The 20,049-nt window shown below is 63.2% G+C and carries 22 protein-coding genes; 5 read left to right on the top strand and 17 right to left on the bottom strand.

What is annotated here, in order from left to right; translation table 11 throughout:
- Positions 1–81: 81 nt before the first annotated feature.
- Together AC0L3B_RS07995 and AC0L3B_RS07990 are read left to right on the top strand one after the other, a co-directional pair.
- Positions 82–1,551: a mannitol dehydrogenase family protein gene (locus AC0L3B_RS07995; protein WP_085361544.1), complete on the top strand. Its 1,470-nt coding sequence runs from the start codon at positions 82–84 to the stop codon at positions 1,549–1,551.
- A gap of 99 nt (positions 1,552–1,650) precedes the next feature.
- Complete coding sequence (locus AC0L3B_RS07990) at positions 1,651–2,058, top strand: nuclear transport factor 2 family protein (protein ID WP_018453996.1); 408 nt, start codon at positions 1,651–1,653, stop codon at positions 2,056–2,058.
- A 69-nt stretch (positions 2,059–2,127) separates the two neighbouring features.
- Here the strand turns inward: AC0L3B_RS07990 and AC0L3B_RS07985 are convergent, their stop codons facing one another.
- A complete protein-coding gene (locus AC0L3B_RS07985) occupies positions 2,128–2,844 on the bottom strand; it encodes an HAD family hydrolase (protein ID WP_204512155.1) in 717 nt (238 codons plus the stop codon).
- 144 nt (positions 2,845–2,988) lie between these two features.
- On the opposite strand from AC0L3B_RS07985, the gene AC0L3B_RS07980 reads away from it, so the two are divergent.
- Positions 2,989–3,843, top strand: a complete 855-nt coding sequence (locus tag AC0L3B_RS07980; RefSeq protein ID WP_085351943.1) for an SDR family oxidoreductase — start codon at positions 2,989–2,991, stop codon at positions 3,841–3,843.
- Positions 3,844–3,850: 7 nt separating this feature from the next.
- Here the strand turns inward: AC0L3B_RS07980 and AC0L3B_RS07975 are convergent, their stop codons facing one another.
- Both AC0L3B_RS07975 and AC0L3B_RS07970 read right to left on the bottom strand, forming a co-directional pair.
- Positions 3,851–4,738 carry a dienelactone hydrolase family protein gene (locus AC0L3B_RS07975; protein ID WP_473380258.1) on the bottom strand — a complete coding sequence of 296 codons (888 nt, stop codon included), beginning with the start codon at positions 4,736–4,738 and terminating at the stop codon, positions 3,851–3,853.
- Between the two features lie 112 nt (positions 4,739–4,850).
- Positions 4,851–6,140 (bottom strand): MFS transporter, encoded by a 1,290-nt coding sequence (locus tag AC0L3B_RS07970; protein WP_473380257.1) that lies wholly within the window; start codon positions 6,138–6,140, stop codon positions 4,851–4,853.
- Between the two features lie 395 nt (positions 6,141–6,535).
- Here AC0L3B_RS07970 and AC0L3B_RS07965 point away from each other — a divergent pair, with 395 nt between their 5' ends.
- Positions 6,536–7,114, top strand: coding sequence for a MarR family winged helix-turn-helix transcriptional regulator (locus tag AC0L3B_RS07965; RefSeq protein WP_456653556.1), 579 nt, complete (start codon positions 6,536–6,538; stop codon positions 7,112–7,114).
- A 13-nt stretch (positions 7,115–7,127) separates the two neighbouring features.
- On the opposite strand, the gene AC0L3B_RS07960 is transcribed toward AC0L3B_RS07965, so the two are convergent.
- On the bottom strand, positions 7,128–8,111 hold the full coding sequence (locus AC0L3B_RS07960; RefSeq protein ID WP_247295067.1) for a hypothetical protein: 984 nt from the start codon (positions 8,109–8,111) through the stop codon (positions 7,128–7,130).
- An 818-nt stretch (positions 8,112–8,929) separates the two neighbouring features.
- Between AC0L3B_RS07960 and AC0L3B_RS07955 the strand changes: the two genes are divergently transcribed.
- Complete coding sequence (locus AC0L3B_RS07955; RefSeq protein ID WP_018453989.1) at positions 8,930–9,700, top strand: response regulator transcription factor; 771 nt, start codon at positions 8,930–8,932, stop codon at positions 9,698–9,700.
- A gap of 173 nt (positions 9,701–9,873) precedes the next feature.
- Here AC0L3B_RS07955 and AC0L3B_RS07950 read toward each other — a convergent pair whose 3' ends face one another.
- From AC0L3B_RS07950 to AC0L3B_RS07890, 13 genes are all read right to left on the bottom strand, one after another.
- Positions 9,874–10,332: a hypothetical protein gene (locus tag AC0L3B_RS07950; protein ID WP_018453988.1), complete on the bottom strand. Its 459-nt coding sequence runs from the start codon at positions 10,330–10,332 to the stop codon at positions 9,874–9,876.
- Positions 10,329–10,841, bottom strand: a complete 513-nt coding sequence (locus AC0L3B_RS07945) for a FlgN protein (RefSeq protein WP_018453987.1) — start codon at positions 10,839–10,841, stop codon at positions 10,329–10,331. The genes AC0L3B_RS07950 and AC0L3B_RS07945 overlap by 4 nt, the downstream gene beginning before the upstream one ends.
- Positions 10,842–10,883: 42 nt before the next feature.
- Positions 10,884–11,363 carry a rod-binding protein gene (locus AC0L3B_RS07940; RefSeq protein WP_018453986.1) on the bottom strand — a complete coding sequence of 160 codons (480 nt, stop codon included), beginning with the start codon at positions 11,361–11,363 and terminating at the stop codon, positions 10,884–10,886.
- Positions 11,360–11,779 (bottom strand): hypothetical protein, encoded by a 420-nt coding sequence (locus AC0L3B_RS07935; protein WP_473380256.1) that lies wholly within the window; start codon positions 11,777–11,779, stop codon positions 11,360–11,362. The genes AC0L3B_RS07940 and AC0L3B_RS07935 overlap by 4 nt, the downstream gene beginning before the upstream one ends.
- A 6-nt stretch (positions 11,780–11,785) precedes the next feature.
- Complete coding sequence (gene fliR, locus AC0L3B_RS07930; protein ID WP_247295069.1) at positions 11,786–12,538, bottom strand: flagellar biosynthesis protein FliR; 753 nt, start codon at positions 12,536–12,538, stop codon at positions 11,786–11,788.
- Positions 12,535–14,616 (bottom strand): flagellar biosynthesis protein FlhA, encoded by a 2,082-nt coding sequence (gene flhA, locus AC0L3B_RS07925; protein ID WP_473380255.1) that lies wholly within the window; start codon positions 14,614–14,616, stop codon positions 12,535–12,537. The genes fliR and flhA overlap by 4 nt, the downstream gene beginning before the upstream one ends.
- Before the next feature lie 91 nt (positions 14,617–14,707).
- Complete coding sequence (fliQ, locus tag AC0L3B_RS07920; protein WP_018453982.1) at positions 14,708–14,974, bottom strand: flagellar biosynthesis protein FliQ; 267 nt, start codon at positions 14,972–14,974, stop codon at positions 14,708–14,710.
- Positions 14,971–15,393, bottom strand: a complete 423-nt coding sequence (gene flgD / locus AC0L3B_RS07915; protein ID WP_018453981.1) for a flagellar hook assembly protein FlgD — start codon at positions 15,391–15,393, stop codon at positions 14,971–14,973. The genes fliQ and flgD overlap by 4 nt, the downstream gene beginning before the upstream one ends.
- Positions 15,394–15,407: 14 nt before the next feature.
- On the bottom strand, positions 15,408–15,818 hold the full coding sequence (gene flbT, locus AC0L3B_RS07910; RefSeq protein WP_085351953.1) for a flagellar biosynthesis repressor FlbT: 411 nt from the start codon (positions 15,816–15,818) through the stop codon (positions 15,408–15,410).
- Positions 15,818–16,162: a flagellar biosynthesis regulator FlaF gene (gene flaF / locus AC0L3B_RS07905; RefSeq protein WP_018453979.1), complete on the bottom strand. Its 345-nt coding sequence runs from the start codon at positions 16,160–16,162 to the stop codon at positions 15,818–15,820. The genes flbT and flaF overlap by 1 nt, the downstream gene beginning before the upstream one ends.
- Before the next feature lie 67 nt (positions 16,163–16,229).
- A complete protein-coding gene (locus AC0L3B_RS07900; RefSeq protein WP_085351954.1) occupies positions 16,230–17,276 on the bottom strand; it encodes a flagellar hook-associated family protein in 1,047 nt (348 codons plus the stop codon).
- Positions 17,277–17,279: 3 nt separating this feature from the next.
- Entirely contained in the window at positions 17,280–18,758 is a 1,479-nt protein-coding gene (gene flgK / locus AC0L3B_RS07895; RefSeq protein WP_473380254.1) for a flagellar hook-associated protein FlgK, read from the bottom strand.
- Positions 18,759–18,792: 34 nt separating this feature from the next.
- Entirely contained in the window at positions 18,793–20,034 is a 1,242-nt protein-coding gene (locus tag AC0L3B_RS07890; RefSeq protein ID WP_085351956.1) for a flagellar hook protein FlgE, read from the bottom strand.
- Positions 20,035–20,049: the final 15 nt, after the last annotated feature.

The following is a 20,049-nucleotide window of genomic DNA, read 5'->3' as shown; positions in this document are numbered from 1 at the left end:
AATTGGTCTTACCAATTGACCGCAGCATTGACCGAGGACGGGCGCCATGTCAAGCAGCGGCCAAACAAGGGGAAAGACCACATGCGCCTTGGCCGCGCCAATCTCGACCGGCTGCCACCCGGCATCCGCCGCCCGGCCTACGACCGTTCGCGGGTCACGCCCGGCATCGTGCATCTCGGCCTTGGCGCGTTTCATCGTGCCCACCAGGCCGTCGTCATCGACGATTGTCTTGGCGCCGGCGCCACGTCATGGGGCATCGTCGGCGCGAGCTTGCGCAGCCCTGATACACGCGACGCCCTCGCCCCGCAGGATCATCTCTATACGGTTGCCGTCCGTGCAGCCAAAGGCACTGAACACCGCATCATCGGTGCGCTGCTCGACAGCATGGTCGCGCGCGAAAGCCCGGCACGATTGGTCGAGCGAATGGCCGATCCCGCCATTCGCATCGTCTCCCTCACCGTCACCGAGAAAGGCTATTGCCACACGCCCCAGACCGGCGATCTCGACGAACGGCATCCTGATGTCGTGCACGACCTCAACAATTTCGACGCGCCGCGCTCGGCTCCCGGCTTCATCGTCGCCGCGCTGGCGCGCCGGCGGGCGCTGGGCGCCCCACCCTTCACCGTGCTGAGTTGCGACAACCTCGCCGCCAACGGCCACACCGTGCAGCGGATCGTGACGCAATTCGCCGCGCTGCGCTCGAAAGATCTCGGCAAGTGGATCGCGGATGCGGCGGCCTTCCCCTCGACCATGGTCGACCGGATCGTGCCGGAGACGACGGACGGTGACCGCGATGCGGTTTCATCAGCGCTCGGTTTGCGCGATGCATGGCCTGTCATGACCGAGCCCTTCACGCAATGGGTGGTCGAGGATCGCTTTACGGCCGGCCGGCCCGATCTTGCCGCCGCGGGCGTCGAACTGGTGAACGACGTCAAGCCGTTCGAGCTGATGAAGCTGCGGCTGCTCAACGCCAGCCATTCGGCGCTGGCCTATCTCGGCTATCTCGCAGGCTACGAGACCATCGCCGACACCATGCTGGATTCGCATTTCGCGCGCCTCGCCGCACAGGTGATGGAAGAGGCCGCGGTGACATTGACGATGCCATCAGGCGCAGATCTGGCCGCCTATCGCGCCTCGCTGCTCAGGCGCTTCGCCAATCCGGCGCTGCATCACCGCACCTGGCAGATCGCGATGGACGGCTCGCAAAAGCTGCCGCAGCGCCTGCTCGGCGCGATGCAGGATCGTCTCGCCAGGAACCTGCCGATCGCGACGCATGCGCTCGCGGTGGCCGGCTGGATGCGCTACGTCAGCGGCCTTGACGAGAAGGGCCGCACCATCGACGTGCGCGATCCGCTCGCAGCCGAGTTCGCCGGCTTGGCGCGCGAGGCAGGTCCCGTCGCCGAACGATTGGCACCCGCGCTGCTCGGCGTCGGAAAAGTGTTCGGGCCCTTGGGCGCCGAGCCGCGCCTGCGCGAAGCCGTGACCGCTGCGCTCGGCCGGCTCTACAAGGATGGCGCGCGGCGTGCGGTGGAGATTCTGGTCTCGGCGTGACCACAAAACGGGCAGCGATGCTGCATTGCGGTCCAGATCGACGGAAAGTCGACGGAAGTCTTGCTTGATTTTTGCCTGTCATTGCCCCACCCGAGAGGCATGGCAAAGGACAGCAAGGTGATCGCCGCGAACGCAGCGTTCTACGCCGCCTTTTCGACCGGCGATTTCGACGAAATGGAGCGGATGTGGGCGGACGATGACGCCATTTCCTGCATTCATCCCGGCTGGCCGGCCATCATCGGCCGGGCCACGGTGATCGGAAGCTGGCGCGACATCCTGCAGAGTCCGGAGCGGCCGCAGATCGTCTGCGCGGAACCGCAGGCCATCGTCGATGGCGACAGCGCGCGCGTGCTCTGCATCGAGATCGTCGACGGCACGGCATTGGCTGCGGCCAACCATTTTCGGCGCGTCGGCGACGACTGGCGCCTGGTGCACCACCAGTCCAGCCCGATCGCGCAGATTGTCGAGCAAGCTGAGGACGATAGAGCGAGCCACCGCGTCCATTGAGGGCGCCCGGCCCGCAGGCACATTCTACTGTGCATGGGGTTGTTTTTTCAGTTTTTTTGTTTTGCCGCCTCACCCGAGCCCCGACAGATCATCCAGCACGACCCGCGCCTGGCTAAAATCGTCGTCCCGGAAGAACATGCTTCTGGTGATGAGCACGGGAATGTTCGCCCGCGAAGCTGCAGTCAGGCCGTTAGCGGAATCCTCGATCGCGACGCAGTCGGACGCGTTGAGCTTCAGCCGCGCCAGGGTCTCGACATAGACATCCGGCGCAGGCTTTTTATGCCGCACGTCATCTCCGGCGACAATCGCATCAAAATCCGCGGCCCAGCACTTTCCCAGGGCGCGCGACAGCAGCGCGTCGATGTTGGCGTGCGACGTGGTCGTCGCGATCGCGAGCCGCTGGCGGCGCGCCTTGGCAGCGACGAGGAGATCCGTCACCCCGGGCCGTAAGGGGCAGCAGCCGGTTTGGACCAGTCCGGCATAATGCGCGGTCTTGATGCGGTGGAGTTCCGCGATGTCCACATCCGATAATGGCGCGGCGATCCTCAGCCTTTCATGGTGGGCGCGAATGCGTTCCTTGCCGCCCGTGACCCGCAGCAGGTCCTTGTAGACGGCCCGATCCCATTGCCAATCGAGACCGTGGCGGGCGAAGGCATGGTTGAAGGCCTGCCGATGCAGCTCTTCGGTCTCAGCCAAGGTGCCGTCGACGTCGAAGATCAGCGCGGCGGCGCGGCGGACTAGCTCAGCCGCGTCAGATAGCATGATGGCTGGCGCTTCTGCCTGCATGATCGATGCGTCCCTCCGGTGAGCGACCATCGCCTGCACAGGCGGGCGAGACAAATTGCAATATCTTTTGCCGGACCCAAAAATCTCTTATGAGCGGAGGCGCGCTGCGGCGCGAACGGGAACTCCGACCTGCAAGGAAGATGTATGCTGCTCTTTATCCTTGGCCTCGGCTACAGTGCGCGGCACTTCGTCCGCCTGTTCGGTGGCCGCTTCTCGCATATCGCCGGCACGGTGCGCGATCCCGCGCAGCGGGGCGCTCTCGCCGGCGTCGAGGTGCATGCTTTCTCCGGCAGCAGTCCGGCACGCGAGACGATCGAACGCATGAGGGACGCGGATGTCCTTCTCGTTTCGATCCCGCCCGGCAGTGCCGGCGATCCCGCAATCGCGGCCTTCTCCGGCCTGCTGGCGGCGGGCGGCGACCGCAAGATCGTCTATTTGTCCACGATCGGCGTATATGGTGATCACGCCGGCGGCTGGGTCGACGAGAGCACGCCGCCGAAGGCGGACCTCGACCGGACGCGCATGCGGGTCGCGGCGGAACAGGCATGGACCGACACGACCGGTGGCGACGCCGCGATCCTGCGGCTTGCGGGTATCTATGGCCCCGGCCGTAACGCGCTGGTGACGCTGCGCGCTCGAACGGCGCGGCGCATCATCAAGCCGGGACAGGTGTTCAACCGCATCCACGTCGACGACATCGCGAGCGCGATCATGGCTGCGATTCATCACCCGAGCGGCGGCACGTGGAACGTCTGCGACGACGAGCCGGCGCCGCCGCAGGAGGTGATCGCTTACGCGGCGAAGCTGATGAATGTTGCACCGCCGCCGGAAGAGCCGTTCGAGACCGCCGAGATGTCGGCGATGGCCCGCAGCTTCTATGCGAGCAGCGCCCGCGTCTCCAACGCGAAAATGAAGTGCGAGCTCGGCGTCACGCTTGCTTATCCGACCTACCGCCACGCCCTGGATGCGTTGTGGCAAGCGGGGGAAGGAGGATCATGATCAAGCGTCAGCTCAACACGCCATACTTCTTGAACCAGGCCTGGGCCTGCTTCCAGGCATCTTCTGCTGCGTCCTTGCGATAGCTGCCGCGGTAGTCGGCATGGAAGCCATGCGGCGCTTCCGGATAGATCTTGAACTCGGCCGTCTTCTTGTTCTGCTCCAAGGCTGTCTTGAGCTGCTCGACCTGGGCGACGGGAATGCCGGTATCGGCGCCGCCATAGAGGCCGAGCACCGGTGCCTTCATCTCGGGCGCGAGCTGCATCGGGCTCTTCGGCCACGGCCGATTGGCTGGATCGACCGGCGGACCGTAGAAGGCGACGCCGGCCTTGAGGCTGCCCCTGTGAGCGGCATATTCCCAGACGGTGCGTCCGCCGCGGCAGAAGCCGATGATGCCGAGCTTACCGGTGTCGCCGCGTTGCGATCCCGCCCACGCCACCGTCGCATCGAGATCGGACAGCAGCTCCGCGTCCGGCTTGGCATTGACGATCGGCAGCAGGTCCTTGATCTCGGTGACCTTGGTCAAATCGACGCCCTTGCGGAAATAATAGTCGGGCGCGATCGCGAAAGCGCCGAGCTTGCCGAGGCGCCGCGTCACATCCTTGATGTATTCGTGCAGGCCGAAAATCTCCATCGCCACGATGATCACCGGCGCTTTGGTGTTGCCGGCGGGGCGGGCAAAATACGCATGCATCTGCTCGGAGCCGACCTTGATCTTGGCGTCCCCGGTCTGGAGGCCGCGGGTGTCGGTCGTGATCGCCTCGGCGCGCACGGGCCCGGCCGCAAGCGTGTAGCCGGCGGCGACGGCCGCAGTCGCGCTCATGAATCCGCGGCGCGAGACCGGAGCGACCTTGGTCAGCCCGACGACGTCGGATGTCATGGTGGTATCGATACTCATGGGTTCATCCTTCCTGATGCGTGCGCCTGATCGTTCACGCGACGCATTCGCCATAGTTGCCGGCAAAACGCAAATCACCAGCCTGCGAACGCGCTGCTTTCAGGCCGTGTTTTCAGGTCTTGTTCTGATGCTGTTTCACTGGCGCAGTCTCGGGCATGAGGCTCATCGCGACTAGTCCGACGATCGCCGCGAGCAGCAGGTACCAGGCCGGCGCCAGCGGATTTCCGGTGACGTGGAGGAGCCAGGTGACCACGAGCTGCGCCGTACCGCCGAAGCTGGCGATCGCGACCGCGTAGACGGTCGCGAACACACCGCCGCGGATGTTCTGGGGCAGCGCCTCGGTGAAGGTCGCGTAGAACGCAGTGAACGGCAGCGAGCCGATGACGGACAGAACACCGAAACCAACCAGGAGCGACAACGCGCCGGGGGCATGGACGATCCAGAGGAAGGTCGGGTAGGTCAGCAGCAGCGTTGCGAGCTGCGGCCAGATCATCACCGGCTTGCGACCGAGACGATCTGCCAGCCAGCCCCCGACCAGCGCGCCGACAAACTGGATGCCGTTGCTGACCAGCGACACGGCGAAAGCCAGTGTCGACGACACATGCAGCGTGTTCTGCGCATAGGTCGTCATGTATTGGGTGACGTAGGTCGAGATCGTGCCGCTTGCCAGGATCATCAGCGCAAGTCCGATGACGCCAAGGTGCCGTCTCGCCTGCGAGAGATGACCAGTGTGCTCGACGGTGCGGGCACCGGCTTCGGCCTGCGGGATAGTCTCGGGCAGCGTCCGGCGCATCCAGAACCCGAACGGCAGGCACACCGCTCCGATCAGAAACGCCACCCGCCAGCCATAGGCGTCGAGCATCTCCGGCCCCATCGTCTTACTCAGGATGACGCCGACGAGCGCGCCTGCGGTCGCGGCGATCTCCTGGCTGGCCGGTTGCCAGGCCACCACCAGCGCGCGATGCTGGGGCGGGGCGATCTCGATCAGATAGGCGGTGGTCGGTCCAACCTCCCCGCCCAGAGCAAAGCCTTGCGCCATACGCGCCGCGATCACGATGACGGGCGCTGCAAGGCCGATCGATCGATAGGACGGCGTGAGCGCGATGGTCAGGATCGATAGCCCCATGAGCGCGAAGCTCAGCAGCATGGCAGGCCGCCGGCCGATCCGGTCGGAATAGATCCCAAGCACGATTCCGCCGATCGGCCGCGTCACGAAGCCGGCGCCGAAAGTCGCCAGCGACAGCATCAGGCTGCCGTACTCGCTTCCCGTCGGGAAGAAGGTATGGCCGATCTGGATGGCGAAGAAGCTGTAGGTGATGAAGTCGTAGAACTCGAGCATGTTGCCGACGGTGGCGGCCAATGCTGCGCGCTTGACGCTGAACGACTTCACTTGCTCGATCATTCCCGGGCTCGATCCTATTTCGATTTAACCGCCTAGCCGCATTGCAACGCAACATTCATTAACCGAAAACGGTGGTTCTCTCGCCCCCTTTTCCGCTGCCCGAGTCGCTGCCGATCCGTCCGCTCGCGCGATTCGAAGCGCATCGCGCAACAAATGGGCTTTGCGGTGGTCGCAGCGGCACATCATGTTGCACGCACATCCCGCGCGAGCGGAATCTGCGCGTACACCGCGGTCATTTGAGTGAAATTTTCAGAAGAGTTGAGCCGGGGGATTTACTCGAACTTTGTTCGTGACGCTCTAGTTCCACGACTGGAAGGTTCCGCCTCACTCAGGGAGCTTCATTATCAGCCACCCGGATTGCGCTGCCAAAAGCTCAATTGAGTAAAGATATTGAAATGTATTTGGCTCGCGAAGCGATCGAATTATTGGGGCAGATGGCCCGCATCCTGTGGTTCGAAGGCGCCAAGCATGGCCTGCGCGACCGCGAATGGATGGCGCTGCGTTTCCTCTCCCGTGCCAACCGGTTTTCCCGGACGCCCTCGGCGCTCGCCAGCTACGTTGGCACCACGCGCGCCACCGCCTCGTTCATCATCGGCGAGCTCGAGCGACTGGGCTACATCGAGCGCAAGCGCTCCGCCATGGACAAGCGCTCCGTGTTGCTGAGCGTGACGCAGCAGGGCAAGAAATTTCTCGTGCGCGACCCCATCAGCGTTCTGCTCGAGGCCATTGCCGTTCTCGACGACGAGGCCAAGACTCGCTTTCGCGACACACTCCGGCACGCGCTCGATCAGGCCGATGCGGCCGAACAGCGGCACCATACCGACGTCTGCAAGCGATGCATCTTCCTCCGCGAAGATCGCACCACCACGGACAGCAGGACGACCGCCGAGTTCAGCTGCCGCCTGTTTCGGGCGCCGATCGCGGAGGCGGAGGTCGATCTGCTATGCACCAGCTTCGAGCATCACCGCAAATAGAAGTGGCCCTCGATCAGGGCGTGGCCTTGCGTGACGAATAGATGACGCCCCCGCTGGACTCGACCACCAGACGTCCGTTCTCGTTTTTGATCTCCTCGATACGGCCAAGGCCGGGCACCTGCTGTCCCAACACCGCCTCGACGACGCCGTTCGGGCCTTGCAGGATCGCTATCCCCTCATAGGCCTGGCGGACCGACCAGCCCTTGACCGTCTTGCGCGGCGCCGAGATGCGCTCGGAAGGTGCTACCGATCCCGTGATCTCGGGCGTAGCGGCCGAGGCCATCATCGGCATTGGCTGTGTGGCGACGGGCGCCGGAGCCTGGGCCTGCACCTGGGCAAGCTTGTCGAGCTTCACCGTAGAGGACGAGCCCACCCGTTCGATGCGATCAAGATTTTCGCCAAACCGGCCAAAACGGTCATTGGTCGCCTTGCTCGATTGGTCGACCGCGGTGCGGAGGCCGTCGAGATTGTCGGACACGCCCGACACCTGCCTGCGCAGTTGCGCCACCGTCTCGCGCAGATTCCTGATCTCAGTGTTGGCCGCGACGTTGCTCTGGGCAGGCTGCATGGTGAGATAGGCGATCACTCCGGTGCAGGCGCAGACGACCAGGATCGCAGCGACCGCCAATGTCGCGAGCGGCACGACCCATGTCGGACGCGGGGGCGGCGGCTTGGCCACGATCACGGCCGGCTTGATCACGATGGGCGTAGGCTTGGAAATTGCCATCTTGTCGAGGCGCGCCTTGGCGCGAATACGCTTCAGACCCTCGAGCGCCTCTTTCGCCAGAGTTTCATCACTCGCTGCTGCCGACGCAGGCTTGGTGTTCGCAGGCTTGGTATTTGCAGCAGGCTTGGTATTTGCAAAATGCTTGGCATTTACAAAAGGCCTGGCCGTCGGCGCCGCATTGTCTCTGGCATCGCGCGTCTCCGCGGCCGGTTTCGCCGCTGCGGAAACATCGGCGTTCGCGTTGGGACGAGCTTGTCCATCGGACAACATGCGAGAATGCTCCGTTCGGTTCGATCTGTCGAACGGTGACATTATTTGCCGAAGCTTGCCTGAAACGTGCGCATCGAAAACTTCTCATCACGCGCGATGCGACGTCACATGAGTCAAACGCGTCACGCACGTGGCGAGAGTGCGACTCGAAAGACACACCCTCGCCAAGATTTCGCCAAGCTGGAGTCGCCTCGCCATACATGAGTCGAATTGTCGCACGTGGAAACGCGATGACGAGAGTCAATCCCGGGTTGAAAACCCATCAATGTGCATGAAGCGCAGCACCACCCGAAATAGCTGTAATCATACGGGGATGCGGAAGTTTAGAACCGCCAAGGTGCAAAACTACTTCGAATTCCAAATCAACTGATGCGATTGAATATACAAAGAAACAACTCGAACCAAACCAACAGCATCAAGCACGTGTAGCAAACGCTTAGTTGCGCACGCTTGATCGGAAATCGGCAATTGTTACGGTCCTACTCAAGTGATTCTCGCCAGTTGGCGAGGGGATTGACACAGTACAGTAGCGTTCGGACGCATGAGCGACTTGGCGCAATTGTTCTAGGTCGCTTTCTCAATCCGCTCCGCGAGGTGATCCGCAAGACACCCGCCGAGCCTCACGCAGTAAGCGTTCAGTATCGAGTCGAAGTAGCAGGCCTGCGAGACGCAGGCACTGAATGCGTAGGGCTGCCCGCGAATATCGAAACCATAATAACGGTTCGCGGGAAGGAATATCGTCAAACAGCACAGTTGCCGAGCCGGGCATCACAACAACCAACCGGCCGTAACAAGTGCGAAACAGGGGCGAAAGACTGATGTATATTATCGTTGATGATCGCGAGAGCGTCACGAACAGCTATGTCGGAGGGCTCGTTCGCGAAGGTGTATCGTCGATCGGCTTCTCCTCCGGAGAATTCTGGGACTGGCTGCAATCTGCGAGTGAATCGGATCTGGCCGCGGTGGACGCCTTCCTCCTCGGGGATTGCGACACCCGAGGAAGCCTGCCGCGGGCGATGCGCAAGCGCTCCTCGGCGCCCATCATCGCCATGAGCGGCCAAAAGATGCTCAAGAACACGCTGGAGCTCTTCGAATCGGGCGTCGATGACGTCGTCCACATACCGATTCACCTCCGCGAGATCCTCGCCCGAACGGCCGCGATTGCGCGCCGCCGGGTCGGGGAACTGCCGAGGCCCTGCGAGACCAGGATCCAGGTCTTCTTCAACGGACGTGACCCCGAGATCGCTGGCCACGCCCTCACCCTGCCACGCCGCGAACTGCGCATTCTCGAATATATGGTCAGCAACCACGGCAAGTGGGTCACCAAGACGCAGATCTTCAACGCGGTCTACGGCATCTTCGAAGCGACGTTCGACGAGAGCGTGATCGAGAGCCACGTCAGCAAACTGCGCAAGAAGCTCCGCGACCGCCTCGGCTTCGATGCGATCGTGGCGCGGCGTTACGTCGGGTACCGCCTCGACATCCCGGCCGGCGAAACCATCGACGTGCCGATGCAGGAGCTCGACGAAGTCGGCATCTTGCTCAACAGGTCGCATGCCGCTCCGGCGGCGTATCCGGCCGGAAACTGATCGGCAGGGCGCTGCCACGCAACCGACAACGGCCTCGCGAACCACCTTCGCAGGGGCCGTTGTAGTTTCAGCGACATCAACGGCGAACAGAGGCGCGGCAGTACCGGCGCCGCGGCTCGCGTCTAAGTATGATTCTAGAGGCTCGCTTCTGATTCAATCAGAACCGGTAATGCCTAGGGCTTCTGCTGGAATTCTTCCTTCGACACGTAATTGAAGTCCTCGACAAGGACGTCCTGGACGACTTCGGCCTGCATTCGCTCGTTGACACGCTGCTTGATGGCCGTTGTGAGGATGGAGAGGTCGTAACGGGCGAGTTTTCTGAAATCCAGGCGGTCGTCGGCATAGATCCTGCGGAAGGCTTCATCGACGACGAACGGCTCGGGCGGCACGTTGAGCTGATGCATGGTCCGCGCCTCTACGGTGTAGACGAAGCGCGCGACGATGTAGCCCTGCACGTTGCCACTCTCGACCATTGGCACGCTCAGGGCCCGCGTCTTCTGGTACTGCAGCCCGTCGAGATATTCATCCTTTGCCGGCAGCAGACTGCCATTTTCCTTCCAATAGGCCACGGCATAGCTCGTTCCCGCGGTGAGGATGCATACCCAGAGCCCGGCTAGCACGAGTCTGATCATTTTCCGTCCTGTGCTGCGCGGCCGGTATAGGTGCCGTCCGATTCGGCGTCCTTGATGGCCTTGACGATGATGCTCGCAACCTCGCGCACCGCATCGTAATGCATTTCGAGGATGGAACGGTTTCGCTCGAGCTTCTCGCGCAGCCGCTGGACCTCCTCGGTGATCTCGACCTCGCCGCCGAGGTGCATTCGTGCCCGCATCAGACGGACGAATTCCAGCATGCTCCGGCTCTTCCGGGCGCTGAACTCGTCGAAGTCGATCTTCTTGCCGGTCGCGAGCGCGGCCGTCTCCTCTTCGACGATGCCTTCGAGCCGGCGGATCGCAGCCAGCAGGCCGCGTACCTCGTCCGATCTCGCCGCGTCCGCGCCGTCGTTCGCCACCTCGCCGCCGACATTCGGCAGCAGCACGGGCAACAGGGCATCCCCCGACACGGCCGCCGTCGTCATCGCCTCGCGGTCCACGACCGGCTGTTCCATCACCAGGGCCGCCGCGCCTTCTTGTGCCTGCATAGGAAATTCACCCTTCAACTTCTGTCATCCATTCCCGGATCGTCATCCGGCCTTGCCCGAAGCGTCCGGTCCCGCCGGATGCGCGGCAGCGAGCTGCTTGGCAATGCCAATGCCCTTGCCCTTTGCCAGCTGAGCACCGAGCTGCTCCGCCAGCATTGACTTCCAGACGCCGCCGGCCGTGCCTTTTCCAAAGACCTGCTCCGACTCCTTCGGCAGCATCGTCTCGACGAAGGTCTGGAGGATGAAGGCCTCGAACTTGCGGTACACCTCGCCGGATGCCGGCGCCTTGATCACCTGCACCGGCGCCCCGTTCACCGCACCCGACTGGGGTTCCGAGATCTTCGTCGCGAATTGATCGGCAGCAGCCGCCTTGGCCTTGCCGACCTCCGCGTCCATCGTGGCGGCGAAATCCGCGTCCGATGATTTCAGCGCGTCGAGCTTCGCGGTGGCCGCGCGCTGCGTCACGGGATCGGCGGCGTCGAGGACGTCGAGAACGAGGTCGGGTGTCGCTGTCACGATCATGTCTTGGTCCGATTGGCTAGCCGTGGCGGCCACTCGCGCACGGTGAGGCTTGTTCCCGTCATCTCCTCGAGCGATCGCTTCTCGGCCTCGCGAAGCTTGTCCGCGAGCGCCGCCTTCGCGACCTGCTCGAACTGCTTCACACGGCGGCTCTCCGTGCGAACCTGGTCGAGCTGCTGCGAGGCCTGGGCCTGAATCGCGCGAGCGCCGACGCTGGCTCTGGTCAGGCGCCGCGCGATCGATTCGCTCGATGATCCCGCCGGCGGCTTCCCCTCGTTGAGAGTTCCGACCAGCCATTCCTGCTCGTCCTGCAAGCTGCGCTCCTGCTGGCGGAGATGAGCGAGCTGCCACTCTGACAGCCGAAGCTGGAGCTTCAGGAGCGAGACCATCCGGCCGAGCTTGTCCGCGCGCGACGTCATGATTGATCACTCCGCCAGCCACGACGAGACGCCGAGCATGAATTGCGTCAGGAGTTCGTCGCTGGTGAGGTAGAGCAGCAGGAAGCCGCCGAACAGCACGAAGGGCACCGAGATGAAATAGACCGGAATCGCCGGCGTCAGCTTGTTGATTAGGCCGACCGCCAGGTTGACGACGACCGAATAGACGATGAAAGGGCTGGCGATCCGCAGCGTCAGCACGAACGCCTCCGACAGCCTGCCGACGAGCTGGCCGAGCGGCATGCTGCCGCCGAGCCGGTCGCCGGGATGCCAGACGGCGTAGGAGTTCATCAGTCCGCGCAGGACCTGCCAGTGCTGGTCGGTCATGAAGAACAGCGTGGTGACGGCCGTCATGATCAGCGGCACCAGGGCCGGCGCCGGATCGGTATCGCCGACCGGGGTCCCCGGGATGTTGCTCAGCCCGATTGCGCTCGCCATCACGGTGGCCATGGTCTGGAGTGCGAGGAAGAACACGCGACCGCCGAGCCCGATGACGCAGCCGACCACGAGCTCGGAGCAGATAAGGAGCGCGAGCGTCAGAGGCGCCGCGTTGTCCGTAAGGGGTTTCAGGACGGCGATCAGGATCGGCGTCAGCGCAAACGTCGTGACGAGCGCGACGAACAAGCGGACCTGGGCCGGAACGTTGACGCTGGAATAGCCGGGCACCAGCATCAGGCAGGCACCGATGCGGCAGAACACGATGAACGTCACCAGCACGCTATCGGTGAGGCCGCTGATCACGATATGGCTCCGAGGGCCCGGATCTCGGTGCTGCGCGCGACCTCGACATGCGACAGGATCGGCAGTGTCGGAAAGACCCGCTCCAGGATCATCCGGACGTAGGGACGCGCTTCCGGGGTCACCGCCAGCACCACGCTGGTGCCGTTCTCGGTGAACTTGCGGATCGCGGCGCTGGCTTCGGTCGCAAACTGCTCGATCAGGCGCGGATCGGCGTCGAATTCGACGACGTCGCCCTTGGCGTCGCGCTTCAGGCTCTGGTGAAACGCGAGATCCCAACGGTTGCCGAGACGCACGACGTTGAGTACGCCGTTGTCGGAGAGATCGCCGCAAATCTGCTGGGCAAGACGGGTACGCACGTGCTCGGCCACCTGCTCGGAGCGCCGCACATGGGGCGCGATCTCGGCGATGGCTTCGAGGATCAGATGGAGGTTGCGGATTGACACGCGCTCGGCCAGCAGGATCTTCAGGATCGCCAGCAGCCCCGAATACGATATCTGCGACGGGCAGAGATCCTCGACAAGGCGCTTGTATTCGGGATCGAGCCGGTCGAGCAGGCCGCGCATGTCCTTGTAGGACAGGAGCTGGGCGAGGTTGGCCCTGATCACTTCGCTCAGATGCGTGAGCAGCACCGACAGATTGTCGACCGGCTTGCAGCCCTGACGCTTGACCTCGTCGGTGAAAGCGTCCGTCACCCACAGCGCCTTCATGCCGAAGGCCGGCTCGATCACCTCTTCGCCGGGAACGTCGGGCTTGCCATCCTTGTCGACCAGCACCAGCACTTCGCCGAGCCTGAGCTCGCCCTGGGCGACGCGGGTGTCGTGGATCCGGATCTGGTATCCCTTGGGATCGATCGACAGATTGTCGGTGAGCTTGATCTCGGGAACCACGAAGCCGTACTGCTTGGCGAACTTCTTGCGGATCTTGGCCACGCGGTGCGCCAGCTCGGTGCGCGAGCCCAGCAGATGGACCGAGAGGTGGCCGCCGAGCGCCAGCTCGATCTCCGCGGTCTTAAGCGATTCCTTGACGGATTCCTTGGCATCGACCTGGGCGCGTTCGTCGGCGTTGCGCGCATCTTCCTTGCGCCTCAGGGCTGTCTGCCGCCTCGGCAACGAGTATCCGACGAAGGCCATGACGCCGCCGAGCAGCAGGAAGGGCGCCGTCGGCAGCCCCGGCATCAAGGCGAGCACGAACATCATCAGCGCGGCGGCCGACACCGCGCGCGGATAGCCGCCGAGCTGCCGCAACACCGCCTGCTCGGCCGAACCTCTGGTGCCGCCCTTCGAGACGAGCAGGCCCGCCGACAGCGACACGATCAGCGCGGGCATCTGCGTTACCAGGCCGTCGCCCACGGAGAGCTTGGTGTAGACGTCGGCGGCGCGTGCCAGCGTCAATCCATGATGCGTCACGCCGATGATGATACCGCCGAAAATGTTGATCGCGGTGATGATCAGGCCGGCGACGGCGTCGCCGCGGACGAATTTCGAGGCGCCGTCCATGGCGCCGAAGAACGCGCTCTCCTCTTCCAGCTCGCGGCGCCGGCGCTGGGCTTCCTTGTCGTCGATCAGGCCCGCGGACAGATCCGCGTCGATCGCCATCTGCTTGCCCGGGATCGCATCCAGGGTGAAGCGGGCGCCCACTTCGGCGATACGCGTTGCGCCCTTGGTGATCACGACGAAGTTCACCGTGACCAGAATCGCAAAGATGATCAGGCCGATGACGAAGTCACCACCCATGACGAACTTCGAGAAACCGGCAACGACATGGCCCGCGGCGTTTTCGCCCTCCCCGCCGCGCGACAGGATGAGACGGGTCGTTGCGACGTTGAGCGCAAGCCGCAGGATCGTCGCGATCAGGAGCACGGTCGGGAAGGCCGAGAAATCAAGCGGCCGCTGGATCCACAGTGCGACCATCAGGATCAGTGCCGAGAGCGCGATCGAGAACGCGAGGCCGAGATCGATCAGGATCGGCGGTATGGGCAGGAACAGGATCGTGAGCATGGCCACGATGCCGCCCGCGAAAACGGCGTCGGCGCCCAATCGTCGCGGGGTCGGCAGGCTAGCAGCTAACGTATCGGACATGGGTCACCGGCAGAGGATCCGGCCCGTAATCTGCCGTGCAAAGCTTACGCGGGGGTGGTGGCAGGGTGGCAGAGTGGCCGGGACCGTCGGGTCAGAAGCCGCGCTCGATGTGCGAATAGACCATCTCAGTGAAGGTGGAGAGATGGGCTCCGATGAAGGAGCCGGAGACGGCAACGACCACGAGAATGACGATGATCTTCGGAACGAAAGTCAGCGTCACCTCCTGGATCTGGGTCAGGGCCTGGATCAGCGCGATGATGGTGCCGACCAGCATCGCGGCACCGACGGCAGGTCCGGAGGCGACGATAATGGTCCAGATCGCCGCCTGGACGATGTCGAGAGCGTCCCGTTCGTTCATGACTGGCTGATCGTGAGACCGGGGCCGATCGCGACCTTCGTGCCGTTCTCGAGTGTCGCGACCGAGCCGTCGCTGTTGATGGAGATCGAGGCGACCTTGCCGCTGAAGCTCGCTCCTGTCGCATCCGTGAAGCTGACGGTCTTTCCGATCAGCCCGTCGGCCTGCGACAGCGACTGCGAAGACAGCAGAGCGTCGAGCTTGGTGTTGGTCTGCATCGCCTGCTCGACCGACGAGAGCTGCGCAAACTGGCTCATGTATTGCGAGGTATCCATCGGATTGGTCGGATCCTGGTTCTTCATCTCTGCAATGAGGAGCCGAAGAAACGTGTTGTAGTCGACGCCGGTGCTCGACGTCGACGTCGTCGAGCTGGTCGAACTGGACGACTTGCTGGTGCTATCGGTCGCGCTGGTGACGTTCATGTATCTCTCCGCTGTCAGGCAGCCTCGAATGGGGAATCAATCGTGGCGCCGGCCAGGATGGCCTGCTCCACTGGAAACAGTGCCCGAATCCGCTTGAGCGCGTCGAAGTAACGGGTCGCCCCGACCAGGTCGTCGACCGCACCAAGCCCGACCAGCATCTCCTGGCTCTCGCACACCGCGAGCAGAGCGGCGTGATGCTGCCCGTAGAGAGCCGAAGCATCCCGGACATCGGTCGGATTCATCAGCATGAGCTGGACGATGAAATAGAGCTGCCGCAGCGCCGTGGTGGCGTCGGAGGCCTGCATGATCTGTCCTTCGAGCAGGAACATCACGTCATTGACGAGCTCGACGGAGACCTTGCGGTCCACGCGCAGCACAGCGCCGTTGATGTAGACCCGTTCGCCCGCACGCAAGGATATCTTCATTAAAGTGCGTCTCGGATCAGGCGGTTGATTTCGATGAGCTGGATCACGTCATTCGACTTTTCTTCGCGAAGGCGGTCGGCTTCCTTGACCACCCACAGCCCGATCGAGATGATGTCGGCGCGCAGCTTTTCCGGAAGCCCGTTTTCCGGATGCGCGAGATCCTCGATGAAGATCGTCCACAGCCGCCGCACATAGAGCAGGCTCTCGACCAGATCCTCCAGGCTGAAGCGGTCCTTCTGGATCCGCTCGAGCCGGTCGATGCCAAGGCTGAGCGCCTGCCGCTCGCGGCCCCGCGCCTCATAGCCGCTCTCGTCGACGACCGCTTCATAGGCTTCAAACGTCATCAGGACAACTCTGCGCAGGAGACCGAACAATAAGACAAGGATTACGAGCCTTACGAAGGAGCGGGACTTAGAGATAGTTGATGAGGCTGATCTTCTGGAGCTGCGAGGTGAGCGCAAGTGCCGTCTGGATCTGCGTCTGCAAGGTGTTGACCCTGACGGAGGCTTCCGTCGGATCGACCTTCTCTATACCCACGATCTGATTGTTCAGAATGTCCTGCTGCGTCTTGAGCTTGTCGGTTGCGGAGGTGATCCGCTGCTGGACCGTGCCGATGTCGCCGCCGAGGGTGGCAAGGTCAGTGATGGCGTTTCCGACAAGGCCGATGGCCTTGTCCACGACAACCTGGAACGTCGCTTGATCCAGGTTGGCGTTCCCGAGATCTGCCATCATGGTGTAGGCCTCGGCGAGCTTGCGGAAGCCTGTCTGATTGGCGCTGACGGAGGTATCCGCGATCTCGGTCGTGGAGATACGGCTTTGCATGACCTGGTCGGTGGCCGATGACCAATTGGTGTTCCAGGCCGGGCTCGCGAACTCGGCATCGAAGGTGGTGTCGAGGAAGGTCTGCATCTGGGCCGGGGTGATGCTGTTCACGCTGGGCGATGATTGCGAGAAGCCGAAGGTCGCAAGGAAGTCGGCGTCGACCTGGTTCTTGCTGGCTGAGCCCGCGGTGTAGGCCGTGATCGGCGTGTTCTGCGTGTTGATGCCCGAGAAGAGAGACGAGCCGTTATAGGAGACGTTGAGCGCGCCAATCAGATCCTGGAGGTTGGAGGACGCAGGCGGCAGGATGATCCGTCCGCCGCCGTCGGTGCTGCGCGCCGCGATCAGGTCCTTGAGGAAGTCCGTTGCGGTCGAACCAAGCTGGGTGATCCGGCTCTGCGTTATGTCCAGCCGTCCCGAGACCAACCCGTTGGTATCGACGAGCTGATCGGCGAAGCTCAAATCCGCCCGCAAGGTGACGTCGCCTCCCGTCGTGGCACCAAGTTCGAGGCCGACATCGGCGAAGCGGCCGGTGGTGGCTTCCTTCGAAGCCTTGGCCAGCGCGGCCTGATTGTTGGTGATCGAAGATCTCAAGGAAGAAGACAGCATCAAGGTCGAGATGTAGTTTGCGCTCATCATGACTTAATTTCCCACGGCAGCCAGCAGGCTCTGCAACATTTCGTCGACGGTCGAGATGATCTTCGACGAGGCCGAATAGGTGCGTTCGACCTGGAGCATCAACGACATCTCGTCGTCCATGTTGACGCCGCTGACGTTCGACAGCGCCGCCGTGCTGCGGTCGAGCAGCGTTTTCTGGTAGGTGACATTGGAGTCGGCGGTCTTGCGCTGGTTTTCGATCCAGCTCGTCGATGACGATGCGAAGTCGATCAAGCTGCCGTTCGGCTTGCCTTGCGTGGTCGCATCGAACGGCTGCGACGCATCCATGGCGCCGATGAGCTGCTGCAGCCGAGCCGAGTAACCGCCGTTGCCGGCCGTATTGTATTGGTATGCGACGTTGCCGCTGATCGCACCGTCGCGGAGCAGATTAGGATTGCCGCCTTGGGTGGGATCGACCGATGCAGCAACGGATATCGTACCAGCGAGGCCCACCAAGACGGTGGCGCTCGCCGGCATCGCCGGCGCGCCCGGATAGGTGAAGAGGCCGGGGACGTCGAGCAGCGTCGGAACGGGCGACTGGTCACTTTCCTTGAAGGCATCGACCAGGCCGCGCGCGATTTCGTCGAGTTGGCTCTGGTAAGTAACCGTATCATTGTCGCGTAGCTGCGCCAGGCCAGCAAGCTTGCCGGACTTGAGCGGCATCGCGGAATTGGCGCCGGTCACCGGAACGCCGTCGATATAGACCGCATTGCCGGTCGTGCCGGCCGTATAGGCGTTCGTCGGCGCAAAGCTCACCGTTCGCGCCGGCTTGTCGAACAGCACGACGCCGCTGTCGGTATAGAGCGCCGCGTCGCCGTTGGGACGGAGCGACATCGAGACCCCGACCTCCTGCGACAGCTGCGAGACGATGCTGTCGCGTTGGTCGAGGTAGTCGGTGATGTCATCGCCGGAGATCGTCCCCTTCACGATCGCGGTGTTCACGGTCTGGAACTGGGAGAGCAGCCGATTGATGTTTTGAACCGACGTATTCATGTCGGCATCCGCGCCCTCCCGGGCCGACTGCACGGTCTGGGTCGCCTGATTGAGCGCGGTCGCCATGTCCTTGGCGGACGTCACCGCGGCCTGTGCCAGCGTGGTGTTGTCCGGGGCGTTGGCATACTGCTGGAGCGCCTTCTTCAGCGCATTGAGCTGCGCCGTCGGCGACTGGTCGAGTTCCGGATCGTCCACCGTGGCAGATGCGATCTTCTGGAGACCGTCAAGGATCGCGCTCTGCTTGGCCGACGTCGAGGTTGCGGTCAGCACGTTGGTGTAGAGACCCGAGCTCGCGGCGCGCTGGATCGCCGCCACGTAGACGCCGGTTCCCGGAAGGTTGTCCAGCACGGCAATCTTGCGCGAATAGCCGGCGGAGCTGGCACCGGCGATGTTGCGCGAGATGACCGACGACTGGATGCCCGACGCCATCAACGAGGAGCGGGCGGATTCGAGAGCGGCGGTAAGGTTCATGATCTGCTCTTGCCGGGGACGAGCGCTGAAGAAATCAGCGCTTCAGGTTGACGACCACGTCCAGCAGATCGGCGCCGGTCTGGAACGATTTCGAGTTCGCGGTGAAGCCGCGCTGTGCCTCGATCATCGAGGTCAACTCGTCCGCGAGATCGACGTTGGAATCTTCCAGAGCACCCGACTGGATGGTGCCGAGCCCGCCCTGGCCGGCGAGGCCGACCTGCACGTTTCCGGATTCCAGGTTCGGTGAGTAGACGTTGCCGACTTCGGGCGTCAAATGGTCCGGGCTCGGGACGGTCGCGAGCGCGATCTGAAAGCTCGGCAGCGTGGTGCCATTCTTGAGGACGGCCGTGACCACGCCCTTGTCGTCGATGTTCACCTTGTCCACCGCGGACGGAGCGTTGCCATCCACGGTCGCCTTGAAGTCGAAGCTGGAGGCGACCTGGGTCGTGGCCGAGAGGTCGATGTTGAAGGCAGCCGAACCACCGGGGATCGCCACCGTAAGCGATGTCGCACTCGGCGGCGGGCCCACCAGATCGAGCTTGCCTTTTCCGGTCGAGCTTACGTCAAACGTGAACGTGGTGCTGGGCCCACTTGATGGAAGCGCGGTCGCGCCGTTGTAGACCTGCATATCCCAGGTATTTGCCGCAGTCTTTTTGGCATAGACGTCGAGCGTCACGGCATTTCCGATATTGTCGTAAGTCACGATCGACGTCTTCGACGTATAGTTGGCGGGGCCGGCCGGTCCAGCAGAGAAGGTAGCGCTCGGATCCAGATTGGCGGCGACGGTCGCCTTGGTCGAAGCCGACGCCTGGAGCGCCATCTGGTTGACGTTGACGACCTGGAGGCCGCCGAACCCGTTGGCTGCGACGGTGGGAGTGGCACCGTTGGCAATGTTGTAGCCCATCAGCTGGAAGCCGGCCGCGTTAACTAGGTTACCCGTGCTGTCGGGCACGAACGCACCGGCGCGCGTCAGGAAGTTGGTGCCGTTCGGATCCTGCACGACGAAGAAGCCGTTGCCCTGGACCGCGAGATCCGTGGCCGAGGTCGTGAACTGGTAATTGCCGGCGTCGGAGATGGCGTAACGCACCGTGGTCTCGACCGCGCCGGAATCGTAATTACCCGAGCCGCTCTTCAGGATCAGCGAGGAGAATTCGGTCGAAGCCCGCTTGTAACCGGTGGTGTTGACGTTCGCGATGTTGTCCGAAACGGTTGACAGCTTGTTGGACTGCGCGTTCATCCCGGAAACGCCGGTGCGCATAACACCATACAGGCTCATGAATTGGGCTCCTTT

Source organism: Bradyrhizobium sp. Kon56 (assembly GCF_055807635.1).
Note: the sequence above shows the minus strand (reverse complement) of the source record. Positions and strands in the feature narration are given on the sequence as shown.

Bases quoted from the DNA above. Each gene is read 5' to 3' on its own strand.
- AC0L3B_RS07995 (WP_085361544.1), top strand. From the start codon at position 82: ATGCGCCTTGGCCGCGCCAATCTCGACCGGCTGCCACCCGGCATCCGC.
- AC0L3B_RS07990 (WP_018453996.1), top strand. From the start codon at position 1,651: ATGGCAAAGGACAGCAAGGTGATCGCCGCGAACGCAGCGTTCTACGCC.
- AC0L3B_RS07985 (WP_204512155.1), bottom strand. From the start codon at position 2,844: ATGCAGGCAGAAGCGCCAGCCATCATGCTATCTGACGCGGCTGAGCTA.
- AC0L3B_RS07980 (WP_085351943.1), top strand. From the start codon at position 2,989: ATGCTGCTCTTTATCCTTGGCCTCGGCTACAGTGCGCGGCACTTCGTC.
- AC0L3B_RS07975 (WP_473380258.1), bottom strand. From the start codon at position 4,738: ATGAGTATCGATACCACCATGACATCCGACGTCGTCGGGCTGACCAAG.
- AC0L3B_RS07970 (WP_473380257.1), bottom strand. From the start codon at position 6,140: ATGATCGAGCAAGTGAAGTCGTTCAGCGTCAAGCGCGCAGCATTGGCC.
- AC0L3B_RS07965 (WP_456653556.1), top strand. From the start codon at position 6,536: ATGTATTTGGCTCGCGAAGCGATCGAATTATTGGGGCAGATGGCCCGC.
- AC0L3B_RS07960 (WP_247295067.1), bottom strand. From the start codon at position 8,111: ATGTTGTCCGATGGACAAGCTCGTCCCAACGCGAACGCCGATGTTTCC.
- AC0L3B_RS07955 (WP_018453989.1), top strand. From the start codon at position 8,930: ATGTATATTATCGTTGATGATCGCGAGAGCGTCACGAACAGCTATGTC.
- AC0L3B_RS07950 (WP_018453988.1), bottom strand. From the start codon at position 10,332: ATGATCAGACTCGTGCTAGCCGGGCTCTGGGTATGCATCCTCACCGCG.
- AC0L3B_RS07945 (WP_018453987.1), bottom strand. From the start codon at position 10,841: ATGCAGGCACAAGAAGGCGCGGCGGCCCTGGTGATGGAACAGCCGGTC.
- AC0L3B_RS07940 (WP_018453986.1), bottom strand. From the start codon at position 11,363: ATGATCGTGACAGCGACACCCGACCTCGTTCTCGACGTCCTCGACGCC.
- AC0L3B_RS07935 (WP_473380256.1), bottom strand. From the start codon at position 11,779: ATGACGTCGCGCGCGGACAAGCTCGGCCGGATGGTCTCGCTCCTGAAG.
- flhA (WP_473380255.1), bottom strand. From the start codon at position 14,616: ATGTCCGATACGTTAGCTGCTAGCCTGCCGACCCCGCGACGATTGGGC.
- fliQ (WP_018453982.1), bottom strand. From the start codon at position 14,974: ATGAACGAACGGGACGCTCTCGACATCGTCCAGGCGGCGATCTGGACC.
- flgD (WP_018453981.1), bottom strand. From the start codon at position 15,393: ATGAACGTCACCAGCGCGACCGATAGCACCAGCAAGTCGTCCAGTTCG.
- flbT (WP_085351953.1), bottom strand. From the start codon at position 15,818: ATGAAGATATCCTTGCGTGCGGGCGAACGGGTCTACATCAACGGCGCT.
- flaF (WP_018453979.1), bottom strand. From the start codon at position 16,162: ATGACGTTTGAAGCCTATGAAGCGGTCGTCGACGAGAGCGGCTATGAG.
- AC0L3B_RS07900 (WP_085351954.1), bottom strand. From the start codon at position 17,276: ATGATGAGCGCAAACTACATCTCGACCTTGATGCTGTCTTCTTCCTTG.
- flgK (WP_473380254.1), bottom strand. From the start codon at position 18,758: ATGAACCTTACCGCCGCTCTCGAATCCGCCCGCTCCTCGTTGATGGCG.
- AC0L3B_RS07890 (WP_085351956.1), bottom strand. From the start codon at position 20,034: ATGAGCCTGTATGGTGTTATGCGCACCGGCGTTTCCGGGATGAACGCG.